The organism is Halomonas eurihalina, assembly GCF_008274785.1.
Taxonomy (GTDB): Bacteria; Pseudomonadota; Gammaproteobacteria; order Pseudomonadales; family Halomonadaceae; genus Halomonas; species Halomonas eurihalina.
The window spans coordinates 311,898-338,391 of the sequence record NZ_VTPU01000001.1; the positions used below are offsets into that span (position 1 = coordinate 311,898).

The window sequence follows — 26,494 nt, forward strand, 5'->3', positions numbered from 1 at the left end:
CATATGCCTACAACGACCCCATATCTATCACACGATCCGTCATGGCGAGTGTTGAAGGGCGGTGCGCGATCACGACCCGAGTGATGGATAACGTCTGTATCGCCGCATTGATCGCAGCTTCGTTCTCGGGGTCAAGGTGACTCGTCGCCTCGTCCAGCAGCAGAACCTTGGGTCGCCGATACAATGCCCTGGCTAGGATGACCCTCTGCATCTGCCCTCCCGACAACGTGCTCCCCATGTCACCCACAAAGGTTTCGTAACCCATCGGCATCTTCACGATCTCATCGTGAATGGCGGCCAACATCGCACACTGATGAACGAGACGGATATCAGGCTCCGGGTCGAAACCACTGATATTTTCAGCAACCGAGCCGGCAAAAAGACGGTCATCCTGCAACACGCACCCAACTCGATCCCGATAAGCAGCTGCCCCAATGGATGACAGCTCCTTGCCATCGATACAGACGTGACCTTCACTAGGTAGCATCAAGCCAGACAGGATCTTCAACAATGTGGTTTTACCGGAGCCCGAAGGACCAGAGATACCGACACACTCCTGGGCACCAATGGAAAAGCTAATTTCTTTCAGAACATCATCTTCACTATCAGCATACCGAAAACTGACATTTTTCACATCGATACTTCCACCACCTTCTGCATCCTCATCGCCCCCTGAAGAACCAGAGGATAGATCACTTTTTTCAGGTTCTATCAAGGCAATATCGGCAACACGCTCGCCATGAAGCGACAGCATTCGCAGCTGTATCATGGTGGAGACAAAGTTATCCATCCGGTTGGTAAATTGATCCTTGTATGAGAGAAAGGCTATCAACATGCCTACCGATAGCGCATCCCCCATAATGGCACGCGCACCAAAATATATGATAATGATTCGATCAGCACCAAACAGAAGTCGGCTGGCATTTTGAAACACGATATCAAATTTTTCCACTTGCAAGTTAGCATTGACCCGATCGACCAAATAGTTGATCCAGACAGAGCGACGTCTCTCCTCTAGGTTAAGAACTTTTAGACTAGCCATCCCACGCAGGCTTTCCATGAAATGAGTATTCTCCTGCGCAGCATATACAATGGCTTCTTCCGACAAGTTCCTATACGGATGATAAAGACAAAGCCTGATAATGGTGTACACGAGAACGGCCACAAGGGGAACACTGGCCAACCAGCCTCCATACAGCCATAGCATGACAATCAGTGCAATGGACATGACACCATCCAGAAGTGCCATGATGGCGCTAGTAGTAAGCGTCTTCTGTATAGAATCAAGAGAACCAAAACGTGATACAATATCACCCACATGACGCTTCTCGAAGTAGCTAAGTGACAAGCGCATCAGGTGATCGAACAGTCCCGCTTTCCACTGCAAGACCAAGCTCGAGCCAATCAACATTGAAGACCAGGAACGAACAAAACTAGCCAACACCTGGAGGATCAATAACAACACAAAGGCAATTGTTATCAATGTCAGAAGATCATGATCCTGTGCCACGATCACCTGATCGATCACCATTTGAAAGCCAATTGGCATGGCAATAGTCACGATTTCCAGAAGCACAGATATTGCAATGATCTGCAGCGCGGCCCGACCGATGCCGGATGTCCGCTTGATCATTTCTGTTACATGGATGCGCTCACGCTCATCCTTCTTCGTAAAGAGCTCGTTTGGCCATGCCTCAAGAGCGACGCCGGTAAATCGCTTAGAGACTTCCGAATATGGCAGTTTTCGACTTCCGGTAGCCGGATCATGAATGGTAACGCTGTTCGCACCAACACGCGTGAGAACGACGAAGTGATTGTGATTCCAGTGAAGTACACATGGCAACTGCAATTTCCCGAGGTCGGAAAGCTCCAGCCGCACAGCTCTCGTCGATAACTTGAGATCTCCCCCTACTTTCAGCAGATCCCTTAATGCCATTCCCTTCAATGAGGTGGAAAATCGATGACGCATCGCGGGAAGGTCGAGAGTATGCCCATGATGGCTGGCAATCATCGCCATACAGGCAAGGCCGCATTCCGCTGCCTCGGATTGAATGATGACAGGCGTCCCTCGCCTTATGCCACCCAATAGACGCTTTGGTAGTTCTGAAAGATTCATTGTGCTTCTCCCTCAGCATCTAAAACTTCCGCAAGTCCATAAAGTGGCTCAAATATCCACTGATAGATAGGGCGTGTCTCTACCATGATGTGAGCTTCTACCTGCATACCAGCCTGCAAGGGGACACGATCACCATAAGTGATGGCAAAGGGGGAGTCTGGCTTCACGGTGATGCGATACACAGCTGTCGAGGAAGGAGCAGAAGCTCCATTATCTACAAGCATTTTTATTTCATCTTGTTTCAGAGGAGCGCGCGATATTCCGGATACCGTCCCGGGATATTGACCAAATTTTTGGTAAGGAAAAGCAGAATAGCGCAATAACACCCCATCACTCTCGTGCAAGAAACCAATATCGCGATTCGGGACTAGCATCTGTGCCTTGAGCTGAGCATCATCCGGGAGAATCGTGAGAAGAGGAGTGCCTGTAGAAACCGTCTGCCCTGCCTGAGTGGAAATCGACTCGACGATGCCGTCTCGCGGAGCAGTAACACGAATGGATTGCCGAGATTCCCCCTCCGCAACCTGCTTTTCAATATCAATGAGCTGACGACGCAACCTTCCAACTTCAGAGGCAGAACTCAAATCGAAGGAAGATAACTCATCGCGAATATTTTCCAGTTCGGATCTCAGTCTGACATGCTGTCCTTTAAGCCGTTCCAGAGTCTCACGCCGTTCCATATATGCCTGTAAGCGACTTTCAAAGGCCTGAGAGGGCGTCAGCCCTTTATCCATATATTCTTTTTGCTCCATGGCATAACCATGCAGGGTGTCAGAAAACTCCTCCGAAACCTTTATCTGCTCTTCAATTTGTTCGATTTCCCCAACAAGGTTATCCTGTTGATTCCTCAAAGCATTCTTTTCCTGAACCGCCAACTTCTCATGCCGCTTTATTTCTGACTTTATTTCTTCCCTTTGATCTCTCAACAACTGATTGACAACTTCTTGTGTATCCCCCAGTGCGGTTGTGCTTTCAAGATTTATCTCATAGAGGACGTCTCCCTTCCCAACACTCTCTCCCTTCTTCACATGCTGACGTGTTACCCAACCATAGCTCGGCGCAGAAACTCGAGTCAGTCCTTCAGTCGGCAACATGACTCCGGACACGGAAACACGCCGGGTATAATCCCCGAATATCAGGAAAGCAATAATCGCGACAACGATAACCAGGGATGTCACGGCCAGAACTATTGTCGGGATATTTTGCAATACGGCGGGACGTCCCAGCCACGTCATCCGACGTGCCTCAAATGATTCCTTTCTAAACAAGGACGAATTCTCACTCATGCAGCAGGTACTCCCTTACCCATTCATGCTGCTCCATCACTGCCTTTTTGGTTCGCCGAACAAGACCTCTTCTATCTATCGCGAAAGGTCATCCATCGGCGAAAGGTTATCGCTCCCCACTCTTACAGAAACGATGCTCGCTTATCAAGGAGATCAATACGCTAAAACAGTAGAACCCCCCATACATTTACGGCTCTATCGTGCTTCATGTCGGCAATCTTCTACGGTCACCCCATTGCCAGCTTACTCCACCATTCTTCCATCATGCCACCCTTTTCAATAGCGATGCTCCCTCTTACCCCATAGAACCAGAAGACCACCTGCACGTCTGGTATATTTTATTCATTTCAGAAATTTGACTAGCATTAATCATTATCAACCATTGCAACCCGAACAAACAAACATCTCACATAACAAAAAAACAACACTCGGTAACACTCTTCAACCTGCAACCTGTCATGACCCCCAAGCCATGGTGCGGACGAGCCCCATGAGTGGATCGCAACAGATTATTCATCTTAACATTACCGCTACAAATATGTTTTTACAGTACTGAATACTGCCCACCTGGCCTGACCTGGGCTTGACCTAGGCTTGACGCTTTTTACTTGAATAATCTAAAGATGTGAGTGCTGTTCAGCGGGATGACTGCTGCAACAGCACAATTTTTACAGCAGTACACAAGGAGGTCACATGTCTGATTCGACCATTCGCGCCATGAGTCTCGATGAGATCGATATCGTCTCTGGCGGTATTAGCTATGATCAAGCCTATAACGACTTTCAAGAGGGTGGACAGCAACTCGGTGCAGGGGCCGGCAAACTTGTGGCCAGTGCCTGGACCGGCATTGCCCTGACACCGGCGCTCATTGCAGACTCACTGGGTCTGGGTACATCACTGCCCGGCGGGCTCCCCGAACTACCCTGACCCTGAAGCTTCACAGTCACAAGGCGGTGCCCATGAACATGGGCACCGCCTTGCCTGAGTGATGACTCACCTTTTCATGCTCATTTTTGTGGCAATAGCTTCCCACCGCTTTACCTGACCACAGGGCTAGGCGCTAGCGCCCCCCACCATCACCGCCACCGTCGACGTCACCAGGGTCTCCCGCCGCACCGGGAGGAGGATGGCGCGGTTCATCGCGGCTCGACGATGATACGGACGAGCGGGACTGCAGCTTGGTGCGAGCACCATCGCTACGGTGCAACCAAACATCCATCTGGTTGAATGCGATATCCAGGTCATGCTCGGCCAGCAGCTCACCAACGCGGCCATTGAGTTCATCGCTGGCATACAGGCGATCACCGAGGCTGTTGACGAAGATGCGCAGCTCGAACTCCATGGCATTGGCGCTGTATCGCATGAAGAAGGTTTCCGGTGCCGGGTCGCGCAGCACTCGATCATTCTCGTCGGCAGCCTGCTGCAATAGACGCTGCACCAGGCGATGATCAGAGCCGAGCTCCACACCGTAGGTCAGTATTACCCGCGTGATGTTGTCCGACAGCGACCAGTTGATGAGCTGATCGGTGACGAACGTCTTGTTGGGGATAATGATCTCCTTGCGATCGAAGTCGGTGACCGTGGTAGCGCGGATCCGAATCCGACTGACCGTGCCGGTGAGGTTGCCGAGGGTGATGGTGTCGCCGATGCGTACCGGGCGTTCGAAGAGAATGATCAACCCCGAAATGAAGTTGGCGAATATCTCCTGCAAGCCAAAGCCCAGCCCGACACCCAGGGCCGCCACCAACCACTGCAGTTTGCTCCAGGAGACGCCGAGCGTACCCAGTGCCATCACCACGCCGGTGCCGACGATGGTATAGGACAGCAGGGAGCTGATGGCGTAGGCACTCCCCTGCTTGAGCTCCAGACGCGACAGCACCATCACCTCGAGCAATCCAGGCAGATTGCGCGCCAGCATCAGGGTTAGCGCAACGACCAACAGGGCCACGATGGCATCGGCCACGGAAACCGCACCACCCACCAGATCGGCGCCCTGCTGCCCCTCGCCGCCCAGCAGCATGACCTGCTCCAGGTAGCCCAGGACCGTGAGGAGGTCGGCCCACACCAGATAGAGCACCACCAGAAAGCCGATCAACAAGGCCAGCTTGGCCAGGCGCAACGATTGTTGATTGACCTGCTTCATGTCCAGTGGAGGCTCTTCGACGACATCGAGCCCACTCTCGCTTTCATTCTCTTGCAGCGCACGACGACGCGCCAGGGCCCGGCGGTACGCCAGACGACGCGCGGCCACGGCCAAGCCCCGCACCACAGCTGCCTCTACGAGTATCCATACGCCCAGCACATACAGGGTGATCACGAACCGGCTGACCAGGCTCAAGGCCGTGTAGGCATAACCGGATACCACCAACCCGCCCAGAAATAACGGTACCGCCGCCATCGCCAATCCCAGCACCAGACGGAAGAACTTCACACCGAAAAAGGGCGTATGCGCCATGATCAGCTTGGCCAGCGACAGACTCATCCCCAAGAGCCCTGCCAGCAGTATGCCCATGGCCAGAGGGCGAAGGTTGAGATTGATCCCGGCATCACGCGCCAGGGGGGCGACCAGCAATACCGGAATCATCGCCGCAAACAACCACAACAGCCAGCGATGCAATCTCGACACATAGGCCGACGGCCAATAGAACTGGCGCACGGCGACGCCATCGGCGGTCAGCAGGCGACGCGCCCAAGCCACCACCGCCCAGGCCAGGGCAATCTGCGCCAGCGACCAGCCGATATTCTGTGCAACGCCCTGCCCGCCAAACAGCAACGCCAGGCCGATGCTCGCCAGGACCAATGGCAGAGGCATCGCCAACAGAGCATTGAACATTATCGCCTTGGGCGTATGGGCCTGGCTGTCACGGCGCAGATGGCCGATCTCATCGTGCAGGCGCAACAAACGACGCTTGAGGGTTCGCCTGAGCAGCAGCAATCCCGCCGCCGCCAGTAGCAGCGGCAGGCCCAGCAGCGCCCTGGCATCCGGCATCGTCCAGTGAGTCGGCAAGGCCTGGCGCCACTCGCCTTCCCGCCACTCGGTCCTTAGATGATCCGGCAGCTTGAGCAACCAGGCGAGATCCAGAGGACGTGCGTTGGCCACCCAGAACAACTGTTTGTTGATAGTGTCGCGCAATGACCGGCTGGTCGACAGCAATTGTTGCTGATGGAGCTGCAACTCGATGGCCGTGCTGAGCATCTCGCCATAGGTTGGCTCAAGCTGTTCCAGCAGGTCACGACGTGCGCGAAACAACTGCGCCAGCGGCGCGACCAGTTCAGGCGACATTTCATCGTCTGTCGCACTCGCCATCTGCTCCTGCGCCAGCGTATCGGCATCCTTGAGCGTCTCGCGCTGCCGATCCAGCTCAAACTGACGCAAGCGCCAATCGGCGATCTCGTCCTTCAATCCTCCCCGCACCTCGACCTTGGGCAAGGCCTGGCGCTGCTCCCGCAGGATCCTGGACAACAAGGTGCTACCACGGATGGCCTCCACGTGTTCGTCCATACCTCTCTGCAACTGACGCACCTGGTCGAGCTGACGCCGCACCTCGAGCCCCTGGCGTACCAGCTCATTAGCCTGACTGGTAATGCGCAACAGCTCCAGGCTCATGTCCCGATTGACCTGCTGAGCTTCGCTCACCAAAGGATGGCTCGCCACATCATCGGGTTCGTCCTGCACGGCCTCGGCAATCGCCTGTTCGGATCGCTCCCGGCGTCTCTGGTCGATCACCCCCTGCAAGGCCAACACCTGGGCTTCCTGGCTGGTTACACGACGCTGGAGCAGGTCCCGGCGCTGCTGTGCCAGTTCCCGCAAACGCGAGTTGGTTGCCAGCTCACGCTGATGCAACGCCAGACGTTGTTCGGCCAGTGCCCGTTGGGTACGAGCATGCATGTGCCGAGGATCGCTCTCGTCGACATCACGTGCCTCCAGATCCTCGAGCGTGCGGCGACTCTCCTCCACGGCCTGAGTCGCATCGGAAATGCCCTGCTGGGCACGCTCCGGTAACGTCTGAGTACCCAACAAGCGTGTCTCGATCTGCGACAGACGATCCTGGTCCCGACGCAACGCGTCGGACGCTTCTTTCAGCCGACTCTCCAGCGTCTCCAGATCCAGCGACTCCAGGGCTTCGAGAGAGGACGCCGGCGTGTCGTCCTGATTCTCCGATAAGGCCTGCTGCAACTCCCTTAATTCGGTGGGAGCTTTCTCGACACGCTTTTCCAGGTCCTCGAGCCGGGTCTTGGCGGTCTCCTTGGCTGCCAGATCATCGAGTGCCGCCTGCAGGGTGTCGATCTTCTCCTGAGCGGCCGCATCGGGCTCTTGCCCTTCGGCGGGACGCAGTTCCTCCAGGCGCTGTTCGATCTCCTCACGCGTCGGCGGCTCGACTGCCCAAGCCGTCGAGCCGACCAGAGCCACCAAGAGGCAAATAATGTGCAATACTTTTATGCCGGCACGGCGCGACACTAGATTCACGAACACCTCGTCATCGGTGACACCACGGGAATTCTTGTGATTCTCGATGCATATTGCCCACAAGGCAATTGCCGGCGTCGCCATGCTGCCACAGTTGACTTGCTTCACCGGCATGGTAGAAACGGCGTCCTATACCTTGGCAATGCAGGCGGCGCATGAAGCCCTCACGACTCCTTATTCCTGTGTTGATGATTGGCCTGGCTCACGAAGCGACGGCCGCCGAGTCGCTGAGCGACGCCGAACGGGAAGCCATCGAATCACGCATTCAGTCGTTACAGACGGAACTGCAGCAGTTGCGTGGCCGCCTGCGCGACGACACGCCTTCGGTCCAGCGCACCGCCGTGCCGGCCGAAGACCACCAGGAAACGGAACTGGAAGAGTCGGTGGCCGAACGACGCATGCTCGAAAGGGCATCCGAGCGGAATCCCTTCGCCATCACCGCCCATCGACGCAACTACCTGCTGCCGATGAGCTATACCGCCCGGCCCAGCGATCGTACCCTCAACAGTGGCGGGGACGAAGCCAGCGCCGATCGCATGGAGATGCAATTCCAGTTCAGCGCCAAATTCGAGCTCATCGATGACAAGTTGCCCGCCGATGGCGATCTCTACTTCGGCTATACCCAGCGTAGCTGGTGGCAAGCCTACAACACGGATGCCTCCTCGCCATTCCGCGAGACCAACTATGAGCCCGAGATCTTCGCCGACTTCGACAATGACTGGACGATCGCCGGCTGGACCAACATCCACAACCGGATCTCGCTCAACCATCAGTCCAACGGACGCTCCGGCGACATGTCACGTAGCTGGAATCGCCTCATCCTGACCAGCACCTTCGTCAACGATACCTGGGCCGTCTCGCTGGCCCCCTTCTGGCGCATACCAGAGTCCGAGAGCGATGACGACAACCCCGACATCGAACACTTCGTAGGCTATGGCGATGTCACCGTGGCCCGGCGGCTGTTCGATGACCACGAAGCCAGCCTGATGTGGCGTGGCAATCCGGACAGCGGCCACATGGGAGCTCAGTTCGATTATTCCTGGCCCCTGTTCGGCAAGATTCGCGGCCACGTGCTGTACTACCACGGCTACGGGGACAGCCTAATCGACTATGACCGCAGCGTGCACCGACTCGGCATCGGTTTCAGCCTGAATCCCCTGTTTTCTTCGGGCGAGTTCAAACACTGAGGGCTGCGCATAATGCTTGCGCCACTAACGGCGAATGCTATGCTGGCCTTGTCATGTACCGTCAGAGGAAGACACGATGACCGACCATACCCCGCACAACCGCGACGCTTCCCAGCAGCTCAAGGAAGACCTGCACAACCTGTCACAGACCGTCGAGGAATTGGTGAATGCCACCGCCGACGACTCGCGCAACAACGTCAAGGAACTGCGCGAACGGGCCGAGAAGCGCCTCAAGGATACCCGGGCCCGTCTCGAGGCCCGAGGCGAGCGTGCCTATCACGAAGCCCGCGACAGCATGACGCGCCAGGCAGATGCCTGCGACCGTTACGTCCATGACAACCCCTGGACCAGCATCGGCATCGGTGCCGCCGTCGGCGTTGTCGTCGGAATGTTGCTCGGGCGGCGCTGATGGCGGAGAGCCAAGGACCGGCACAGCGTCTGTTCGACGCTGGAAAGCGCCTGCTGGGCAGCCTGCTGGCCACCGGCGAGACGCGCCTGCGTCTCGCCGTGCTCGAGCTCGAGGAAGAACGCGCCCGGCTGGTCACGCTGCTGATGCTGGCCGGACTCAGTCTCGTTCTGCTGCTGCTCGGCCTGGGCACCTTGACCGCCCTCGTCATCGTCGCCTTCTGGGACAGCCACCGCCTGACCGCGATCGCCATCAGCGCCGGTGTCCTGCTATTCGGTGGCGCGGGGCTGGCAGCCTGGGTCATGCATCTGGCACGGCGCCCCACTCTGCTGGCCAGCACCCTGAAACACCTGGCCCTGGACCGCGAACTGGTGGAGTCGCAACGTGACGCGCAACAATGAGACGACTCGCCGTGAGCGCAAGGCCTCACTCGAGGCCGCTATCGAACAGCAGCGCGTGGACATCCTGCTGGCGGCGGAACGCTGGCATGACGCGAGCGCGCCGTTGGAGAACGGTTGGCAGCTGATACGACGCTATCGCACACCGGCACTGGCACTGGGAAGCTTCATGTTGTGGCCGTTGCTGCGACGCCCCGGCAAGGCGCTGAAATTCGGGCGACACCTGGTGTTCGGCGCGATGGCCCTGAAACGCTTCGGGAAACTGCTGCCCGGTCGCCACTGACCGCCCTCCGCCCGGCTGACTCACACCCGCGACCCCGGATAAACGCGACGGCACCTATCATCACCTCGTAACACACCCATGTGTCAGCCCTGTTATGATCCTGTGTCAACACACGACAAACAGGGAGCCGATCACACATGCGCATGCTGGCGCTCTACAGCATCAAGGGAGGCGTCGGCAAGACTGCCTCGGCCGTGAACCTGGCGGCCCAGGCCGCTCGGGCCGGCTACCGCGTGCTGCTCTGGGACCTCGATCCCCAGGCCGCCACCAGCTTCTACCTGCGCACCAAGCCCAAGGTTCGAGGCGGTGTCGAGAAGCTGGTCAAGGGCAAGGCGTCGTTCGACAAGGTGATCCGTGCCACCCAGATGGAAAACATCGACCTGCTGCCGGCAGCCCTGGCCTCACGGGAAATGGACCGCCTGCTGGCCAAGCGCGGCAACAGCCACCTTCGCCAGATCCTCAAGCCGGTGCGCAGCGACTACGATCTGGTGATCCTCGACTGCCCGCCGAGCCTCTCGCATCTCTCGGAGAATATCTTCTCGAGCGTCGACGCCCTGCTGGTCCCGGTCGTGCCGACCACGCTCTCGCTGCGCACCCTGGAACAGCTGCGTGACTTTCTCGACGACCGGGATCAGGACTGCACCTTCTGGCCCTTCATCACCCTGGCCGATCGACGTCGCAAGCTGCATTGCGAGGTCATCGACACCATGCAATCGCAGTGGCCGCTGATGCTCTCCACGGTGATTCCCTCGGCCAGCGTGGTCGAACGCATGGGGCTCGAGCGCGCGCCGGTTCACACCTTCGCGCCGCGCAGCGTTGCCGCCCGGAACTACCAGGCCCTGTGGCACGAACTGGACCAGCGCCTAGGATGAATCGCGCATAGCCGCACAGGCTGCCTCCAGATGCGCTGACAGCTCCGCGATACCACCTGCCACCCCGGTGCCCGTGGCCACCTCGTAATGAGCCAGCAGGCATTGCCGGTTCTCATTGAGCAAGCTCATGAAACCACGCAGGTGCCGTGGCGCCGAAGCCCGCGGCCTCTCGCCCCGAGCAGCGTCGGCCAGCCTGGCATCGAGCTCTCCAGTCGCCTGTTCGAGAGCTACAGAGCGAATCGCCGTCTCACGCACCAAGTCGTCATGCAGCACCCCAAAGGCATCCTGGAAGTCCTTCATGGCCTCCTCCGCACGCCGACAGTCCGACGACGTATCGCGCCAGGGGCGCAAGAGATAACGAATGCGCTTGCCGGTGATACGCGGCCGATGCAAGGCCTCGGCCTCGTCAACGCTCCCCACCGCCTCGACTTCCGCCACCAGACGCTCGTGCAGCCTCGAGAATGCCCGCGCGCTTGCTTCACCGAAATTCGGCGCGCGCGCCTTCTTGCGGGTACGCAGGTTGCCGAACCGCGTCCGCAGACGGGCTTCCAGCTCGGAAAAATGCGTCTCGATCGCCAGGTCAGCCGCTGTATAGGCCTCCGCGACCTCGTCTTCGAGCCGCTGCCGCCACCACTCGCCCGCACCACGCTCGGCGGCAGGCATGCCGGGCAGTGCCTGAACCAGCCAGGCGAGCATTACCTCGCCATCCCGCGCTCTGTTGGTTGCCCGCGCCAGGTCGCGCAGATCACGCCTCAAAGGGTTGGGGAAATCGATGCCGGGCTGGCCCCGATAGGCTTGCAGCCAGGCTCGCAGGCGACGCAGCGCCACCCGAAAATCATGCAGTCCTTCGACATCCGCCGGATCCATGATACGCGGCCTGGCGCGGCGCGCGTCCTCCAGCAGGTCCAGGCCGACCTCGCCGACCACACGGCCCAGGCGTCGTTGTTGCAAAGGCTTGGTCATGACCGCCTCCTTTCGTCGTCACGCTCCCAGTATAGAAGTCGACGAATCGCCGGAAGGAGGTCAGCCACAAGGAGAAACGGCAGGCGAGTGGCACAACGGCCATCACTCCGTCATACCGCCTGCCCACAGGCCACACCGGAAGCCCAGGCCCACTGGAAGTTATAGCCGCCGAGTTCGCCGGTGACATCGAGCACCTCGCCGATGAAGCGCAACGGCGGCAGTCCCTGGACCTCGAAGGTCTTGGACGACAGGCTACGGGTATCGATGCCGCCCAGGGTCACTTCGGCGGTCCGCCAGCCCTCGGTACCGGCGGGTTTCAGATGCCAGTCATTGAGATGAGCCGCCCAGGTCGCCAAGGCGGCATTGGAGCACTCAGCGAGGGGGCCATCCCCGCCATGCCATTCCACCAGCGCCTGGGCAAGGCGCCGCGGCAGGCGTTCGGCCAGCCAAGTGGAAAGGCGCCGCTTGGGCGTCTCCCGGCGCGCGGCCGTCAGGGCGTCGAAGGCATCGGTATCGGGCAGCAGGTCGATGCTCAGGGCATCACCGGCCTGCCAGTAGCTGGAAATCTGCAGCATGGCGGGCCCTGACACGCCGCGATGGGTGAACAACATGGGCTCGCGGTATTCGCCGCCATTGCACCGCACTACCACCTCGTGACTGAGGCCGGCCAGCGAGGCGGCGCGCTCCTTCCAGTGCGATGTCAAGGTGAAGGGAACCAGGGCGGCCCGCGTCTCGGTAACGTCCAGCCCGAACTGGCGCGCGATGTCATAGCCGAACCCGGTGGCCCCCATGGTCGGAATCGACAGGCCGCCGGTCGCCACCACCACCGCCCCGGCGTCGATGCGCCCCAGGCTGGTCGACAGTCGCATGCTCTCGCCCAGGCGCTCCACGGCATTCACCGAGGTCTTGAGACGCAGCTCGACACCGGCCCACTCGCATTCAGTGAGTAGCACATTCAATAGGTCCTTCGCCGAGCCGGCGCAGAACAGTTGCCCCGGCGCCTTTTCCACGTGCTCGACACCATGCCGCTCGACCAGCTCCACGAAATGCTCGGGGCGATAACGCTTGAGCGCCGAGATGCAGAAATGCGGGTTGCGCGAGAAGAAGTTCGCCGGTGTGGTCGCCATATTGGTGAAGTTGCAGCGCCCGCCCCCGGACATCAGGATCTTCTTGCCGGCCTTGTTGGCATGATCCACCACCAGCACCCGGCGCCCCGCGTATCCCGCCGTCAAGGCGCACATCAGGCCCGCCGCTCCCGCACCGATCACGACCACGTCGTATGTCATGTCTCTCTCCTGCAGAACGCACGCTGCCTTCCCTTCCTGGCCCAGGAACGCAAAACCGCGCATTCTAGCAGAGCAGGCAACCGATAGGCGGCTCGGAACTTGTGCATTCTTGCCACACTTTCGTTTTCCACTCAGGGTACGCTGTGCAACGCAGGGCACTGTCTGAGCGGTCAACAGCTGTCCGACGTTGCAGGGCTGGATGCCCGATCTCATCACCCCCTGGATCACACGAGCCTCTCATGATCGCGAGACCCAATGCCGCCGCCTGGCGGAAGCGCCTGCCACTATTGTTGCTTGGCCTGACCCTGGCCTTCCCCTCGTTCGCCCAGACAACGCCGGCCGAGCAACCAACGGCGGTGATCGCCGCCCGTGCCGAGCTCGCCCAGTGGAGCGATCCGCTGGATGCCCTGGGCACCCTCAAGGCCGACGAAAGTGTGACGCTGTCGGCCAAGGTGACCGAGACCATCGAGAGTCTCGAGTTCGAAGGCGGCGAGCGGGTCGAAGCCGGTGATGTGCTGGTGCGCCTCGATAACGACGAGGCCCAGGCCAATCTTCGCGTGGCCGAAGCCCTGCGTGATGAGCGCCAAGCGGCCGTAGATCGTCTCGCCCAATTGCAGCAACGCAACCTGGGAACCCGAGCCGATGCCGAGGACAGCCGCGCCCAGCTTCGCCAGGCACAGGCCGAGGTCGAGTCCCTGCAGGCCCAGCTCGATAACTTCCAGATCAAGGCGCCCTTCTCGGGCGAAGTCGGTTTTCGCAATATCAGCATCGGCGCCCTCGTTTCTCCGGGCGATGAACTGGCCACGCTGGACAAGATCGATCGCATGAAGCTCGACTTCCAGGTGCCCGAAGTCGCGCTCGGCTCCCTGGCACCCGGCATGTCGCTCACCGCCACCAGTGCCGCCTTCCCTGAATCCGATTTTCAGGGCGAGATCGCCACCATCGGTACCCGGATCGACCCGGTCAGCCGCAGCGTGTCGATACGCGCCCTGATCGACAACCCGCAACGCAAGCTGCGCCCCGGCATGCTGATGGAAGTCACCATCGCCCGTCGTCAACGCCAGGCCCTGGTGATTCCCGAGGCGGCACTGATTCCCGAAGGCAAGCGCCACTACGTGTTGATCATCGACGCGAGCGACGACGACCGCGTGACACGCCGCCAGGTGAGAGTCGGCGAACGGCGCCCCAGCGAGGCAGAGATTCTCGACGGCCTCTCCCCCGGCGACCTGATCGTCAGCCACGGCGTGGAACGCGCCCATGACGGCGACCGAGTCCGCCTGCTGGGCATTGCCGATGACGACACCTCGGTGCGCGCGCTACTCGAGGCCGACCGCAACGCGGGAGATGCCTGATGCGCCTGTCTGACGTTTCCGTCCAGCGGCCGGTACTGGCCACGGTACTGGCCGCCCTGATCGTGGCCTTCGGCCTGCTCGCCCTCGACCGTCTGCCGCTGCAGGAATATCCCTCCATCGACCCGCCGGTGGTCAGCATCAGGACCGACTATCCCGGCGCCTCAGCCGATGTAGTGGAAACCCGGATCACCCAGGTGCTGGAAGATCGCATCAGTGGAGTGAGTGGCATCGAGGTAATATCGTCTTCCAGCTCGGACGGCAGCTCCAACATCAGCGTGGAGTTCGGCCTGGACAAGGACATCGACGCCGCAGCCAACGACATCCGTGATCGTATCGCCGGCGCTCGGAACAACCTGCCTGACGAGGCCGATGCCCCCGAGGTGCGCAAGGAAGATTCGGGATCCGATGTCGTGATCTGGCTCTCCCTGTCGGGCAGCGACTATGACATCGGTGAGCTCACCGACTACGCCGAACGCTACCTCACCGACCGATTCTCGGTGCAGGACGGCGCCTCTCAGGTCATCGTCGGCGGTGGCTACGAATACGCCATGCGGGTCTGGCTAGATGCCGACGCCCTGGCCGCCCGCGGGCTGACCGTGGGCGACGTCGAGAACAGCCTGCGCGAGGAAAACGTCGAGCTGCCCGGCGGTTCAGTGGAATCCCGCGACCGCCAGTTCATGGTGCGCCTGCCTCGCAACTTCGCCACTCCCGAGGACTTCCAGGCCCTGGCCCTGTCTCGCGACGACAACGGCTACCTGGTGCGCCTGGACGACGTGGCCCGGGTGGAAATCGGCGCGGTGGAAGAACGCTCGCTGTTCCGCGGCAATGGCGTGCCGATGGTCGGCCTGGGCATCCGCAAGCAGTCCACCGCCAACGTCCTGGCTCTCTCCAAGTCGGTCAAGGCGGAACTGGCCCGCGTCGCGCCGACACTGCCCGACGGCATGGAACTCAAGCTGCACCATGACGCCTCCACCTTCGTCTCCAACGCCATTTTCGAGGTCGTCCAGACCCTGTTCATCGCCATGGGGCTGGTCGTGGTGGCCATCTTCGTCTTCCTCGGCAACCTGCGCACCACCCTGGTCCCGGCGGTCACCGTGCCCATCGCCCTGATCGGCACCTTCGCTGCCCTGGCCGCCATGGGCTTCACCATCAACCTGCTGACCCTGCTCGCCCTGGTGCTGGCTATCGGCCTGATCGTCGACGACGCCATCGTGGTGCTGGAGAACATCCACCGCCGCATGCAGGAATACGGCGAAACGGCACTGGTCGCCGCCTACCGGGGCAGCCGCCAGATCGCCTTCGCGGTGATCGCCACCACCCTGGTGTTGATCGCGGTGTTCGTGCCATTGAGCTTTCTACAAGGCGACATCGGTCGGCTGTTCTCGGAATTCGCCCTGACCCTGGCCGCCGCTGTCTCCATCTCCACGCTGCTGGCACTGACCCTGACGCCGATGATGGCGTCCAAGATCCTCAAGCGCGACATGCATGAAGGGCACATTGCCCACGGCGTGCATCGCGCCCTGAACGCCTGCCGCGCCGTCTATCGACGCATGCTCGAGCGCGTGTTGCGCTGGCGTTGGCCGGTCATGGCGCTGTTTCTCGCCTTGATCGGCGCCATGGTCTGGCTCAACGCTCAGTTGCCCCGGGAATACACCCCCCAGGAGGATCGCGGTACCTTCTTCGTGCTGATCAACGGCCCCCCCGGCGCTACCTACGACTACATGCTCGACTACATGGACGAGATCGAGGCGCGCCTGCTGCCCCTGCGCGAACGCGGCGAGATCGAGAGGATCCTGGTGCGCGCGCCCCGCGGCTGGGGCACCATCGAAAACTTCAACGGCGGCTTCGTGATCGTCAACCTCAGCGACTGGGGCAGCCGACGCGCCGCATGGCCGATCATGAACGAGATCCGCGCACGCCTCACCGACTTGCCCGGCGTCCAGGCCTTCCCGGTGATGCCCCAGGGATTCGGTGGCGGCGGTATGGATCAGTCGATGCAATTCGTGCTCGGCGGCGGCACCTACGATCAACTCGCCGAGTGGCGCGATACCCTGATCGAGCACATTCGTCAGGACAATCCCAAACTGCTCAACCTGGACAGCGACTACGAGGAGAACCAGCCGCAGCTCAGGGTCGACATCGACTACACCCGGGCCGCCGATCTCGGCGTCACCGTCAGCGAGATCGGCAGTACCCTCGAGACCCTGCTTGGTGGACGCACCGTGACGCGCTACGTCGACGACGGCCAGGAGTACGACGTCATCCTCGAGGCCGAGCGCGGCTCCCGGCCCAGCCCCCGCTCGCTGGACAGCATCATGGTGCGCTCGTCACGCTCGGGCGAACTGGTGCCACTCTCCAGCATGGTCACCCTCACCGACTTCGCCGGCCCCAGCACACTGAATCGCTACAACCGGCTGCGTGCGGTGACCATCCAGGCCAACCTCGCCGACGGCTATTCCATGGGCGAGGCGCTCGACTATCTGGAAACCACGGCCGACGAACTCCTGCCTGCCGAGGTACAGACCGACGTCAAGGGCGATGCCCGGGACTACAAGGAAGCCAGTAGTGCCACCACCTTCCTGCTCGCTCTCGGCGTCGTGGTGGTCTTCCTGGTCCTGGCCGGCCAGTTCGAGAGCTTCATCCACCCGCTGGTGATCATGTTCACGGTCCCGTTGGCGATGATCGGCGCCCTGCTCGGCCTGGGACTCAGCGGCCAGTCGCTGAACACCTACAGCCAAGTAGGGCTGGTAATGCTGGTAGGCCTGGCGGCCAAGAACGGCATCCTGATCGTCGAGTTCGCCAACCAGCTACGCGATGCCGGCCACACCTTCCACGAGGCACTGGTCGAGGCCGCCGTGACCCGGCTGCGCCCGGTCGTGATGACCGCCGTAACCACCATGGCCGGCGCGGTGCCCTTGATCGTCTCCAGCGGTGCCGGGGCCGAGACGCGCCTGGTACTCGGCACCGTGATCCTCTGCGGGTTGGCCAGTGCAACGCTGTTCACGCTGTTCGTGGTCCCCGTGGCCTATGATCTCCTGGCTCGACGCACCGGCTCGCCCGGCGCCGTAGCCCGGCAACTGGATCGCGAGATGGCCGAACAGCCTTCCGAACAACGTTGAAGCAGCGACGAAGGCTTGCCCGACCGTGAGGCGCGCCGTCCGACTAGGCTTGTCGTGATGAAGACATCACCTGTCGTATCGGCGCCTTCCTTGCCGGGCGCAAATCCCGGAAGCTGAAACGACAAGCGTTTGATAACAATCTACAAGGACTGCATTCATGATCGATTCCCTGCAGAGCGCCCTGTCCCGTCGCGCCACCCTTTGCGCCCTCATCACCGGCATGAGCCTCGGTGGTCTGACGCTGAACGCCCAGGCCGCCACCCGGATGGATTTTTCCAACGAATACAACGCCAGCTCGATCCACGCCGAGGGTGACGCCTGGTTCATCCAGCGCGTCGAGGAACTGACCGACGGCGAGGTCGACATCACCCTGCACACTGGCGCCTCACTCGGGTTCCGCTCCGGCGATCATTTCTACGCGGTCGCCGACAACGCCGTGCAGATCGCCGACAGTCTGTCCGGCACCCTCGGCGGCATCGACTCCATCTTCCTGCTATCGTCGTTGCCCTTCCTCGCCGACGACGTCGAATCGGCCAAGCGCCTTTACGAGATCGCCCGGCCGGAATACAAGAAGGTCTTCAACGAGAATGACCAGATACTGCTCTACGCCTCGCCCTGGCCGGCCAGCGGCATCTGGTCGAAAGAGCCCGTCACCGACATGCAGGTCCTGCAGGACCTCAAGATCCGCACCTACGACCGCAACGGCACCGAGATCCTGCGCAATGCCGGGGCCTCCCCGGTCAAGCTTTCCTGGGCCGACGTCGTGCCCCAACTGGCCACCGGCGGCATCGAAGCCGTGCTGACCTCGGCGGAATCCGGCGCCAACAGCAGTTTCTGGGAACACCTGCGCGACTTCAGCGCGATCCAGTACGCCATCCCGCTCAACATGGTGCACATGAATCGCGACGCCTTCGAATCGCTCGACGAGTCTCAGCAAGAGGCCATCAGACAGGCCGCCAAGGAGACCGACGAGCACAACTGGGAGGTCGTCAAGCAGCGCGTCGCCCAGAATTACGAAACGCTCGCGTCGCACGACGTCACTCTTCACGACCCGATTAGCGATACGTTCCGCGCCGAACTGGAAAAAGCCGCCACCCCGGTCGTCGACAATTGGCTCGACGATATCGGCGAGCGTGGCCAGAAGATTCTTGACGAGTTCAACCAGCGCCAGGCGTCTGAATGATGTCCACGACGCCTGCACATTCCCGAGGCCCACTCGAGACGCTCACCAGCCGACTCGGCCAGCTCGCCTCTGGGCTGGCCAGGCTCGGTGCCTGGCTCGGCATGCTGCTGATTGTCTACATGCTCGGCCACATCCTGCTCGAGATCGCCCTGCGACTGTTCGGTCACTCGACCTTCGTGCTCGACGAGTTCATCGGTTACAGCGTCGCTGCCATGACCTTTCTCAGCCTGCCCTATGCCCTTGAACAGGGCGGCCTGATCCGCGTCTCGCTGGTGCTCGAGCGGTTTCCGAAACGCTGGCGTTGGCCGTTCGAGCTCTTCGCCAGCATATCCACTCTGCTCGTCTTCGGTTGGCTGGCACATTTCTGGACCATCGCCGTCCAGCGCAGCCATGCTCGCGGCATCGTCAGCGAAACCCTGGCGGAAACGCCTCTCTGGATCCCCCAGGGTGCCGTGCTGCTCGGGCTGTACCTGCTGTGCCTGGTCCTCGTCGTCCGGACGCTCAGGATCCTGGTCGAACGCGCCACCTTCGACAGCGGAGAGTCATGAATGGATACGCTACTGATCGGCCTCGGCGTGCTTGCCCTGCTGCTGGGCGTGCTGGCGCTGGGCAGTTGGATCTTCGCCGGCCTGGTGATCGTCGCGATGCTATCGCTCTGGGGTCTGGGCGACTTCGGCTTCGAGCGCATCGGACTGATCCTGTCGAAGATCCTCTTTCGTGCCGCCAACAGCTGGGAGCTCTCGGCGATTCCGCTGTTCATCCTGATGGGAGAGCTGATCTTCCGTTCGAATATCGCCGAGCGCTTGTTCAAAGGGTTGACGCCGCTCACCCGGCACCTGCCCGGCGGCATCCTGCACACCAACGTGCTGGGTTGTACGCTATTCGCCGCCGTCAGCGGCTCCAGCGCCGCCACCACGGCGACCATCGGCAAGATCACCACCCGCGAACTCGCCAACCGGGGCTATGATCGCCGCCTGTCGATCGGTTCTCTGGCCGGCGCCGGCAGCCTGGGGCTGCTGATCCCGCCATCGATCGTCATGATCGTCTATGGCGTCCAGGCCGAGGTTTCGATCAGCAAACTGTTCATGGCCGGTGTGTTGCCCGGCTTGCTCGTGGCACTGCTCTACATCGGCTATGTCATGCTGCGCTGTCTGGCGACCCCCTCTCTCGCGCCCCGGCAAGAGGCCGACTCGACCACACCCTGGCAGGCCCTCTGCCTGCTGGCTCCGGTACTGGGCCTGGTCGTGGTAGTGCTCGGCGCAATCTACACGGGCATCGCCACCCCATCGGAGGCCGCCGCCATCGGCTGTGGCGCTACCTTGCTCCTGCTCGCCGCGGAGCGCCAGCTGAGCGTCGGCCTGTTTCTCTCCGCGTTGCGCGGCGCCCTGGTCACCGCCGTCATGGTCTGCAGCCTGCTGGTGGCCGCTGCCATGCTGTCGACGGCCATGGGCTACCTGCACCTGCCCAGTGAGCTGGCAAGCTGGATTGCCCGGCAGGGTTTCTCGCCGATCGCCCTGCTGCTGGCCATGGCGCTCTTCTACATCCTGCTCGGACTCTTCCTGGACGGCATCTCGATCACCGTGATGAGCCTGCCTATCACCCTGCCTATCATCATCCAGGCCGGTTACGACCCACTGTGGTTCGGCATCTTCCTGGTGATCATGGTCGAGCTCGGGCAGATCACCCCGCCGGTGGGTTTCAATCTCTTCGTGCTCCAGGGATTGACCGGCGAGAGCATCAGCCGCGTGGCCCTGGCGGCGGCGCCGTTCTTTGCGCTGATGTGCCTGGCGGCGCTGATCATCAGCGTCTGGCCCGAGATCGCCCTGTGGCTGCCCCGGGTGCTGTCGGGATAAGGGTTAGGCTCATGGGTCTTCGGGGCCGATCCACACCAAGGGATTATGGGCGACTTCCCAGAGGTGGCCGTCGGGGTCGGCGAAGTAACCGGAATAACCGCCCCAGAAGACCTTCTGCCCCGGCTTGACCAGGCTGGCCCCGGCCTCGACCGCTTGCTCCAACACCGCGTCCACCTCGGCCTCGCTCGCCACGTTGTGAGCCAGCGCCACGCCCCCGAACGCCGGCTTGTTCCCCACGGCCATGCCGGCATCCTCGGCCAGGGCCTCGCGTCCGTAGAGCCCCAGCCAGGTGCCGTTCAGGGTGAAGAAAGCCACTTCCGGCGGCGACTCGAGCCTTGGCCAACCGAGCCCCTGTTCATAGAAACGTACGGCCCGCTCGATGTCATCGACACCGAGCGTGATCATGCTGATTCTGGGTTGCATATCGGCTTGGCTCCTGTTGTGTACAGCCCCAACATAGATAGCTTACTCAGTTCCGTCACTGTCGGAGAAGCACTGATTTATGTCGTGAGCGCAACAATAAATCATTGCTTCGTTAGTCTCGCCACCACCAATCAGCCTGACTCTCAGCCACCGCATCATGCGCATGCAGGCTCTCGGCGTGCACGACCCGCACATGGAAACCAGCAATTCCCGATACATCGCTTAGCGCCTGGTGCAACCGACGGGCCGCGTCCTCGCAAAACATGGTGTTCTGGCCATTGGCCAGGGCAAACGCCTGCTCGTCGACACGCTTGACCGCCGTCTGCAACGCCGTCCCCAGCACTGCCTCGACTCGCTCGATCAAGTCCAGCCAGGGCGGCGTATCGACTCCATCGGCCAGCCGCACCGTGATCCGCGCCTCGCTGCGCTGACTGTGGGGCGTGGCCAGGATGCCATGCGATTCGCCCAGCCAGTCGCGTATCGAAGCATGGTCGAGGGATTCGTCGCCGAAGTCCCTGTCGAACTGTTGCTGAATCAGTTGGCGCGCCAACGCCGCCGAACATGGGCAAGTCGAGGAATAGCCGACCTTCAGCTCAAGCTGCGTCTCGACGCTGTTACCTTCGCGCCAGCTTCGCAGCGCGACGGGATAGCCCTTCCAACCTGCCAGCGGGCTGACCAACGCCGGCCGACGCAGTGTCAGCTCACCCGTCAGGAAAAGTCGCGCCCGACGGGAGAGCCCGGTATGGCTCGCCAGGAAGTTCTCCAACAGCCCGGCGATTCGCGGCACCTCGAGCTCGCGTTCCGCCAGTTCCTCCAGCAGCAGATAGAGCCGGGACATATGAATGCCCCTGGCAGCAGGATCATCGAGACTGACCGATGCCGCCACCCGTGCGTCGACGGGATGATCGACCACGCGCACTGGCAGGGAGATACCGTCCATGCCCACCCAGTTCAACGCACCATGCGTCGCCGTACGACCTGCTGCGACATCCTCGAGCGCCTCAGACATCATGAGGCCTCCCGCTCATCGACGATGTTCCAGCTCGGAAACGGATCGGGTAGAGCAAGCCAGCCATCCAGCCCTGCCTGCAACTGCTCGTCGTCGAGCAGGCAAGCGTCCAGGGCACGCCGGATTTCGACCTCGTCCATGTTCTGGCCGATGAAGACCAGTTCCTGGCGCATGTCGCCGAATGGCTCTTGCCATTTTTCGATGATGCGTTGACGAAAGGCCGGCTCATCGGGCCAGTGCTCCTCCGGAATGGCCTTCCAGAACATGCCTGCCAGGCCGTAATGCGCAATGCCGCCGGCCTGGCTCCACTGGCCGGCATGGTGCGGCCGACTGGCCAGCCAGAAGAAGCCCTTGGAACGCAGCAACCGGTCGCCGAAACCTCGCTCGTGCAGCTGATCGAAGAACCGCTGGGGGTGGAAAGGTCGTCTCGCCCGGTAGACGAAGCTCGATACACCGTATTCTTCCGTTTCCGGCTGGTGCTCGCCACGCATTTCCTTGAGCCAGCCAGGTGCCTGACTGGCGCGCTCGAAACTGAACAGGCCGGTATCGAGCACCTTGTCCAGAGGCACCTCGCCATAGCGCATGGCGATCAGTTCGGCCTGCGGATTGAGGGCTCGCAACACGCCCTTGAGTTCCACCAGTTGCTCGGCTTCGAGCAGGTCGACCTTGCTGATCAACAGCACATCGCAGAACTCCACCTGGTCGACCAGCAGATCGGCCAGGTTGCGCTCGTCGTCCTCGCCGAGGCTCTGCCCGGCCTCCTCGAGCGAGTCGGCCCGGCGATACTGCTCGAGAAAATTCACGCCATCGACCACCGTGACCAGGGTGTCCAGCCTTGCCACGTCCGACAGGCTGCGTCCCTGTTCGTCCTCGAAGGTGAAGGTTTCGGCCACCGGCAACGGCTCGGAGATGCCGGTGGATTCGATCACCAGTTGATCGAAGCGCCCCTCCCGGGCAAGGCGTCCGACTTCTTCCAGCAGGTCCTCGCGCAAGGTGCAGCAGATGCAACCATTGCTCATCTCGACCAGGCGCTCCTCGGCACGGTTCAGCGCCACATCGCCACGCCCGTCGCCGCGCACCAGGTCAGCATCGATATTCACCTCGCTCATGTCATTGACGATCACGGCGATACGGCGTCCTTCACGATTGGCCAGGATGCGGTTGAGCAAGGTGGTCTTGCCGGCTCCCAGGAATCCCGACAGCACGGTAACCGGCAGCGGGTCTTGAACATGGGTCATCGTCGTCCCTCCTTCATTCGACATGGCAATGCGGCAAATAATATACGTTATAACATAACAAAAACACCACCCTCTCCGGCAATGCCCGTGTCGATACGGATGACCTCACTCAAGCGGAATGAATGGCATGGCGAAACACCGGATCCGGAACCCGATGCCGACGTGCCTGTCAACCGATCAGTGCCATACTGTGGGGAAACACCGAATACATGGCGATTATCGCACCGGCCTGTTACCGGGCATTTCCCGGTCGCCGGCGCGTTCAAGCCTCTCCAAGGAGGATCGAACCATGCTGGAACTATTGCCCTCGGGCGCCGATCACGTAGTAGCGATGCGCGTCGGTGGGAGAGTCGATGCCGATGATCTGCAACGGGCTATCGACGCCATCGAGTCGGCCAAGAAGACCCATCCGCGCATCAGCCTCTACACCGAAATCGACGATATCCGCTGGATGACCTTCACGGCCTTCCTCCGTGATCTCGGCTACGGCCTGACCCAGATCGGCGACATGGGTCGCTACTACCGGGCCGCCACGGTCAGCGACAAGCACTGGATCCGCCACCTGGTGCGGATCGAGAACCATGTATTCCGCTCCATGGAGATGCGCACCTTCCGCGTGCGCGACAAGCGGACCGCTTTGGTATGGGTCTGCCAGCCGCCACCCGATCACGACGGGCATGAAGGGGCGATGGCCTAAGCCTTGCCCAGGCTCGGCCCGGCAGCCCCTCAGGACGCCGAGCAGGCGCCTCGCGCCACGCCATGCGACAGGCCAATGTGCTCATCGAGCAGCGCCCTGGCCTGCTCGATGCGTCGTTCCATCGCCAGTTGCACCAGTTCGCCATGCTGCCGATCGAGCACCTCGCGAACCTCGGGATTGGGCGGCGCCAAGCGGCGGTAGCGATCGAACTGATCGTGCAGTTGCTCGATGAAGCGCAGTAGCCATGGCGAGCCACAGGGCGCCAGCAAGGTCCGGTGAAAGCGCAGGTGTGCCTGCTCCCATTCCTCCACCTCCTGCGGTCGCTCATCGGCACGCCGCAACCGATGGTGCGCTGCCAGCAGCAGCGATTCCCATTCGGCATCGCCGTTCTGGAAAGCCTGGGTCAAGGCCATGCACTCGAGCTGGCTACGCAGGTCAGCGATGTCATCAAGCTCATCGAGTCTCAGGGGCGGCACTCGAAAGCCGCGCTGATTGACCTGTTCCAGCAGCCCGTAGGCGGCCAGGCGATTGAGCGCCTCGCGCAAGGGGCTGAGTCCCACCTGATAGCGCGTTTTCAGGCTGCCGATGGCGAGCTTCTCGCCGGCCGCGAAACGCCCGCGAATCAGATCCTGCTTGAGGGCATCGAAGACCCGGCTGGCGGCGGTAGCGCCCGTTGGGGGCGAGGCGGCCCCACTGACGTTCGGTGTACTCATGATATCGCTCTGGCTGATCGCCTCCGCAGGGTACGTCTTCGGTTGACGCTATCCAACTCCCGCGCCATAGTGATTTCCGAAAAATCGATTTTTTAAAAAACAACGATTAAAAGTCAATCGATGCAGGCAGCTACCTGCCGTTCCAAATCGGTTCGCCACGCCTGGCAAGAACCGGCACAACAAGACAAAGAGCCATGCCCCATGCGCATCATACGACGACAGCCTCTCGAAGGTCGCCATCATCTCATTCTACTGGCCGGCGCGATTGGCATCCTGCTCTATGGCATCATCGCCTTGGGTACGCCGACCGCCATCGCCCTGATCACCGCCGGCGCCTTCGCCATCGCGCTCTGCCTGCTCTGGGGCATCGGCTGGCAACGTATTGAAAATGACCTGCTGGCGGGCATCCACGCCATGCTGGTGCCCATCCTGATCTTGATCAGCGTTGGCATGATGGTGGGCGTCTGGATGCTCTCCGGCACCATTCCAGCCATGGTCGCCATTGGCCTGGAGGCGCTTTCGCCGGCGTTGTTCCTGGTTGTCGCCTGCTTGTCATGCTCGATGATGTCGATCATGGCCGGCACCTCCTGGGGTACTCTGAGCACTATCGGCGTGGCTCTGATGGGCGTTGCCATCGGTCTGGACATTCCCCCGGCCTATGCCGCGGGCGCCATCGTCACCGGCACCTTCTTCGGCGACAAGCTCTCTCCACTCTCCGATACGACGGTCATGGCGTCGGCCGTCTGTGGCGTCAATATCATTACGCATATCAAGCATATGCTGTACACCACCCTACCCGCCTACGGGCTGGCACTCGTCATCTATGCCTGGCTGGGTAGCGTAGCGGCCACCAGCGGCGGTATCTCCGGCGATACCCAGGAAATTCTGCAGGCCCTGCACACCAACTTCGAGCTGACGCCCGTGACCCTGTTGCCCCCGCTGGTCGTCTTTGCCTGCATTCTGCTACGCCAGCCGGTTCTGCCCTCCTTCTTCCTCGGCATCCTGAGTGGAGCACTGCTCGCCATGCTCGTCCAGGGAGCCTCGCTGTCAGCGGTGGGCGAAGCCCTGAACACCGGCTATACCGCGGACAGCGGCATCCCCATGGTCGATGACATGCTCTCGCGCGGTGGCCTGCAGGGCATGATGTCCACTGTGGCCGTGCTGATTGCCGCCGCCGTACTGGGTGCTCCTTTCAAGAGCGCCGGCACCCTGGATGCCGCCGTGCAAATGCTGGCCCGCCGTCATGCCGGTCGTCGCCAAGTACTCGGTGGCGCCATGGCGTTGCATGGAACGGCCTTCCTGCTGACGGGCAGCTATTACGTCACCTTCTCCCTGCTCGGTCCGCTACTGCGTCCTCTCGTCACCGCCAGCGGCAGCGACCCCAAGAACCTTTCGCGTATTCTCGAAGACACCGGCACGACACTTTCGCCCCTCGTCCCCTGGGGGGTGACCGGGGCCTTCACCGCCGCCACTCTGGGCGTGGCCACCGCTGATTTCTTCATCTACGCCATCCTCTGTTATGCCACGATTCTGTTTTCGCTCTTCTATGTGATCAGTGGCCTGGCACAAGGTCGCCCCATCGCCGCAAGCGATGCCAGCTCCTGATCACGACCCTCATATGAGTTACCGCATCGATACCTGG

The 26,494-nt window shown here is 61.1% G+C and carries 21 protein-coding genes and 1 pseudogene; 13 read left to right on the plus strand and 9 right to left on the minus strand.

The window, feature by feature from the left end; genetic code table 11:
* Positions 1-7 precede the first annotated feature (7 nt).
* A complete protein-coding gene (locus FZZ93_RS01635) occupies positions 8-2,116 on the minus strand; it encodes a peptidase domain-containing ABC transporter (protein WP_149320581.1) in 2,109 nt (702 codons plus the stop codon).
* Positions 2,113-3,402, minus strand: a complete 1,290-nt coding sequence (locus FZZ93_RS01640) for an HlyD family secretion protein (RefSeq protein ID WP_149320582.1) — start codon at positions 3,400-3,402, stop codon at positions 2,113-2,115. The genes FZZ93_RS01635 and FZZ93_RS01640 overlap by 4 nt, the downstream gene beginning before the upstream one ends.
* Before the next feature lie 693 nt (positions 3,403-4,095).
* Here FZZ93_RS01640 and FZZ93_RS01645 point away from each other — a divergent pair.
* Positions 4,096-4,329: a hypothetical protein gene (locus tag FZZ93_RS01645; RefSeq protein ID WP_149320583.1), complete on the plus strand. Its 234-nt coding sequence runs from the start codon at positions 4,096-4,098 to the stop codon at positions 4,327-4,329.
* A 133-nt stretch (positions 4,330-4,462) separates the two neighbouring features.
* Here the strand turns inward: FZZ93_RS01645 and mscK are convergent, their stop codons facing one another.
* Entirely contained in the window at positions 4,463-7,984 is a 3,522-nt protein-coding gene (gene mscK / locus FZZ93_RS01650; protein WP_149320584.1) for a mechanosensitive channel MscK, read from the minus strand.
* 41 nt (positions 7,985-8,025) lie between these two features.
* Here mscK and FZZ93_RS01655 point away from each other — a divergent pair, with 41 nt between their 5' ends.
* The 5 genes from FZZ93_RS01655 to FZZ93_RS01675 all read left to right on the plus strand — a co-directional run bounded on the left by FZZ93_RS01655 (position 8,026) and on the right by FZZ93_RS01675 (position 11,016).
* Positions 8,026-9,057, plus strand: coding sequence for a phospholipase A (locus FZZ93_RS01655; RefSeq protein WP_149320585.1), 1,032 nt, complete (start codon positions 8,026-8,028; stop codon positions 9,055-9,057).
* Between the two features lie 76 nt (positions 9,058-9,133).
* The gene (locus FZZ93_RS01660; protein ID WP_149320586.1) at positions 9,134-9,466 is read left to right on the plus strand and encodes an ElaB/YgaM/YqjD family protein; all 333 of its coding nucleotides are present in this window, start codon (positions 9,134-9,136) and stop codon (positions 9,464-9,466) included.
* The gene (locus tag FZZ93_RS01665) at positions 9,466-9,864 is read left to right on the plus strand and encodes a phage holin family protein (protein ID WP_149320587.1); all 399 of its coding nucleotides are present in this window, start codon (positions 9,466-9,468) and stop codon (positions 9,862-9,864) included. The genes FZZ93_RS01660 and FZZ93_RS01665 overlap by 1 nt, the downstream gene beginning before the upstream one ends.
* Positions 9,848-10,144, plus strand: coding sequence for a YqjK-like family protein (locus tag FZZ93_RS01670; RefSeq protein WP_149320588.1), 297 nt, complete (start codon positions 9,848-9,850; stop codon positions 10,142-10,144). Before FZZ93_RS01665 ends, FZZ93_RS01670 begins: the two co-directional genes overlap by 17 nt.
* Positions 10,145-10,281: 137 nt before the next feature.
* Positions 10,282-11,016 carry a ParA family protein gene (locus FZZ93_RS01675; protein WP_149320589.1) on the plus strand — a complete coding sequence of 245 codons (735 nt, stop codon included), beginning with the start codon at positions 10,282-10,284 and terminating at the stop codon, positions 11,014-11,016.
* 252 nt (positions 11,017-11,268) lie between these two features.
* Here the strand turns inward: FZZ93_RS01675 and FZZ93_RS01680 are convergent.
* Both FZZ93_RS01680 and FZZ93_RS01685 read right to left on the minus strand, forming a co-directional pair.
* Positions 11,269-11,979, minus strand: a pseudogene (locus FZZ93_RS01680) (CHAD domain-containing protein); the annotation flags it as partial.
* Positions 11,980-12,089: 110 nt separating this feature from the next.
* A complete protein-coding gene (locus FZZ93_RS01685; protein WP_149320591.1) occupies positions 12,090-13,265 on the minus strand; it encodes a BaiN/RdsA family NAD(P)/FAD-dependent oxidoreductase in 1,176 nt (391 codons plus the stop codon).
* 239 nt (positions 13,266-13,504) lie between these two features.
* Here FZZ93_RS01685 and FZZ93_RS01690 point away from each other — a divergent pair, with 239 nt between their 5' ends.
* From FZZ93_RS01690 to FZZ93_RS01710, 5 genes are all read left to right on the plus strand, one after another.
* On the plus strand, positions 13,505-14,617 hold the full coding sequence (locus FZZ93_RS01690; protein WP_149320592.1) for an efflux RND transporter periplasmic adaptor subunit: 1,113 nt from the start codon (positions 13,505-13,507) through the stop codon (positions 14,615-14,617).
* Positions 14,617-17,736, plus strand: a complete 3,120-nt coding sequence (locus FZZ93_RS01695) for an efflux RND transporter permease subunit (protein ID WP_149320593.1) — start codon at positions 14,617-14,619, stop codon at positions 17,734-17,736. Before FZZ93_RS01690 ends, FZZ93_RS01695 begins: the two co-directional genes overlap by 1 nt.
* 157 nt (positions 17,737-17,893) lie before the next feature.
* Positions 17,894-18,919 carry a TRAP transporter substrate-binding protein gene (locus tag FZZ93_RS01700; RefSeq protein WP_149320594.1) on the plus strand — a complete coding sequence of 342 codons (1,026 nt, stop codon included), beginning with the start codon at positions 17,894-17,896 and terminating at the stop codon, positions 18,917-18,919.
* Positions 18,919-19,467, plus strand: a complete 549-nt coding sequence (locus tag FZZ93_RS01705; RefSeq protein ID WP_309675805.1) for a TRAP transporter small permease — start codon at positions 18,919-18,921, stop codon at positions 19,465-19,467. Before FZZ93_RS01700 ends, FZZ93_RS01705 begins: the two co-directional genes overlap by 1 nt.
* Positions 19,468-20,772, plus strand: coding sequence for a TRAP transporter large permease (locus tag FZZ93_RS01710; RefSeq protein WP_149320596.1), 1,305 nt, complete (start codon positions 19,468-19,470; stop codon positions 20,770-20,772).
* Between the two features lie 9 nt (positions 20,773-20,781).
* Here FZZ93_RS01710 and FZZ93_RS01715 read toward each other — a convergent pair whose 3' ends face one another.
* From FZZ93_RS01715 to zigA, 3 genes are all read right to left on the minus strand, one after another.
* Positions 20,782-21,195 (minus strand): VOC family protein, encoded by a 414-nt coding sequence (locus FZZ93_RS01715; protein WP_149320597.1) that lies wholly within the window; start codon positions 21,193-21,195, stop codon positions 20,782-20,784.
* A 112-nt stretch (positions 21,196-21,307) separates the two neighbouring features.
* Complete coding sequence (gene folE2, locus FZZ93_RS01720) at positions 21,308-22,207, minus strand: GTP cyclohydrolase FolE2 (protein WP_149320598.1); 900 nt, start codon at positions 22,205-22,207, stop codon at positions 21,308-21,310.
* On the minus strand, positions 22,204-23,442 hold the full coding sequence (gene zigA, locus FZZ93_RS01725; protein ID WP_149320599.1) for a zinc metallochaperone GTPase ZigA: 1,239 nt from the start codon (positions 23,440-23,442) through the stop codon (positions 22,204-22,206). The genes folE2 and zigA overlap by 4 nt, the downstream gene beginning before the upstream one ends.
* 289 nt (positions 23,443-23,731) lie before the next feature.
* Between zigA and FZZ93_RS01730 the strand changes: the two genes are divergently transcribed.
* Entirely contained in the window at positions 23,732-24,139 is a 408-nt protein-coding gene (locus FZZ93_RS01730; RefSeq protein WP_149320600.1) for a SpoIIAA family protein, read from the plus strand.
* 29 nt (positions 24,140-24,168) lie between these two features.
* Here the strand turns inward: FZZ93_RS01730 and FZZ93_RS01735 are convergent, their stop codons facing one another.
* Complete coding sequence (locus FZZ93_RS01735; RefSeq protein ID WP_149320601.1) at positions 24,169-24,852, minus strand: GntR family transcriptional regulator; 684 nt, start codon at positions 24,850-24,852, stop codon at positions 24,169-24,171.
* A gap of 201 nt (positions 24,853-25,053) precedes the next feature.
* Between FZZ93_RS01735 and FZZ93_RS01740 the strand changes: the two genes are divergently transcribed.
* On the plus strand, positions 25,054-26,457 hold the full coding sequence (locus FZZ93_RS01740) for a Na+/H+ antiporter NhaC family protein (protein WP_187774430.1): 1,404 nt from the start codon (positions 25,054-25,056) through the stop codon (positions 26,455-26,457).
* Positions 26,458-26,494: the final 37 nt, after the last annotated feature.

Coding starts and splice junctions, on each gene's coding strand:
- FZZ93_RS01710 (WP_149320596.1), top strand. CDS start 19,468: ATGGATACGCTACTGATCGGCCTCGGCGTGCTTGCCCTGCTGCTGGGC.
- FZZ93_RS01715 (WP_149320597.1), bottom strand. CDS start 21,195: ATGCAACCCAGAATCAGCATGATCACGCTCGGTGTCGATGACATCGAG.
- FZZ93_RS01690 (WP_149320592.1), top strand. CDS start 13,505: ATGATCGCGAGACCCAATGCCGCCGCCTGGCGGAAGCGCCTGCCACTA.
- folE2 (WP_149320598.1), bottom strand. CDS start 22,207: ATGATGTCTGAGGCGCTCGAGGATGTCGCAGCAGGTCGTACGGCGACG.
- FZZ93_RS01665 (WP_149320587.1), top strand. CDS start 9,466: ATGGCGGAGAGCCAAGGACCGGCACAGCGTCTGTTCGACGCTGGAAAG.
- FZZ93_RS01660 (WP_149320586.1), top strand. CDS start 9,134: ATGACCGACCATACCCCGCACAACCGCGACGCTTCCCAGCAGCTCAAG.
- FZZ93_RS01655 (WP_149320585.1), top strand. CDS start 8,026: ATGAAGCCCTCACGACTCCTTATTCCTGTGTTGATGATTGGCCTGGCT.
- mscK (WP_149320584.1), bottom strand. CDS start 7,984: ATGCCGGTGAAGCAAGTCAACTGTGGCAGCATGGCGACGCCGGCAATT.
- FZZ93_RS01675 (WP_149320589.1), top strand. CDS start 10,282: ATGCGCATGCTGGCGCTCTACAGCATCAAGGGAGGCGTCGGCAAGACT.
- FZZ93_RS01705 (WP_309675805.1), top strand. CDS start 18,919: ATGTCCACGACGCCTGCACATTCCCGAGGCCCACTCGAGACGCTCACC.
- zigA (WP_149320599.1), bottom strand. CDS start 23,442: ATGACCCATGTTCAAGACCCGCTGCCGGTTACCGTGCTGTCGGGATTC.
- FZZ93_RS01730 (WP_149320600.1), top strand. CDS start 23,732: ATGCTGGAACTATTGCCCTCGGGCGCCGATCACGTAGTAGCGATGCGC.
- FZZ93_RS01635 (WP_149320581.1), bottom strand. CDS start 2,116: ATGAATCTTTCAGAACTACCAAAGCGTCTATTGGGTGGCATAAGGCGA.
- FZZ93_RS01645 (WP_149320583.1), top strand. CDS start 4,096: ATGTCTGATTCGACCATTCGCGCCATGAGTCTCGATGAGATCGATATC.
- FZZ93_RS01640 (WP_149320582.1), bottom strand. CDS start 3,402: ATGAGTGAGAATTCGTCCTTGTTTAGAAAGGAATCATTTGAGGCACGT.
- FZZ93_RS01685 (WP_149320591.1), bottom strand. CDS start 13,265: ATGACATACGACGTGGTCGTGATCGGTGCGGGAGCGGCGGGCCTGATG.
- FZZ93_RS01740 (WP_187774430.1), top strand. CDS start 25,054: ATGCGCATCATACGACGACAGCCTCTCGAAGGTCGCCATCATCTCATT.
- FZZ93_RS01700 (WP_149320594.1), top strand. CDS start 17,894: ATGATCGATTCCCTGCAGAGCGCCCTGTCCCGTCGCGCCACCCTTTGC.
- FZZ93_RS01735 (WP_149320601.1), bottom strand. CDS start 24,852: ATGAGTACACCGAACGTCAGTGGGGCCGCCTCGCCCCCAACGGGCGCT.
- FZZ93_RS01695 (WP_149320593.1), top strand. CDS start 14,617: ATGCGCCTGTCTGACGTTTCCGTCCAGCGGCCGGTACTGGCCACGGTA.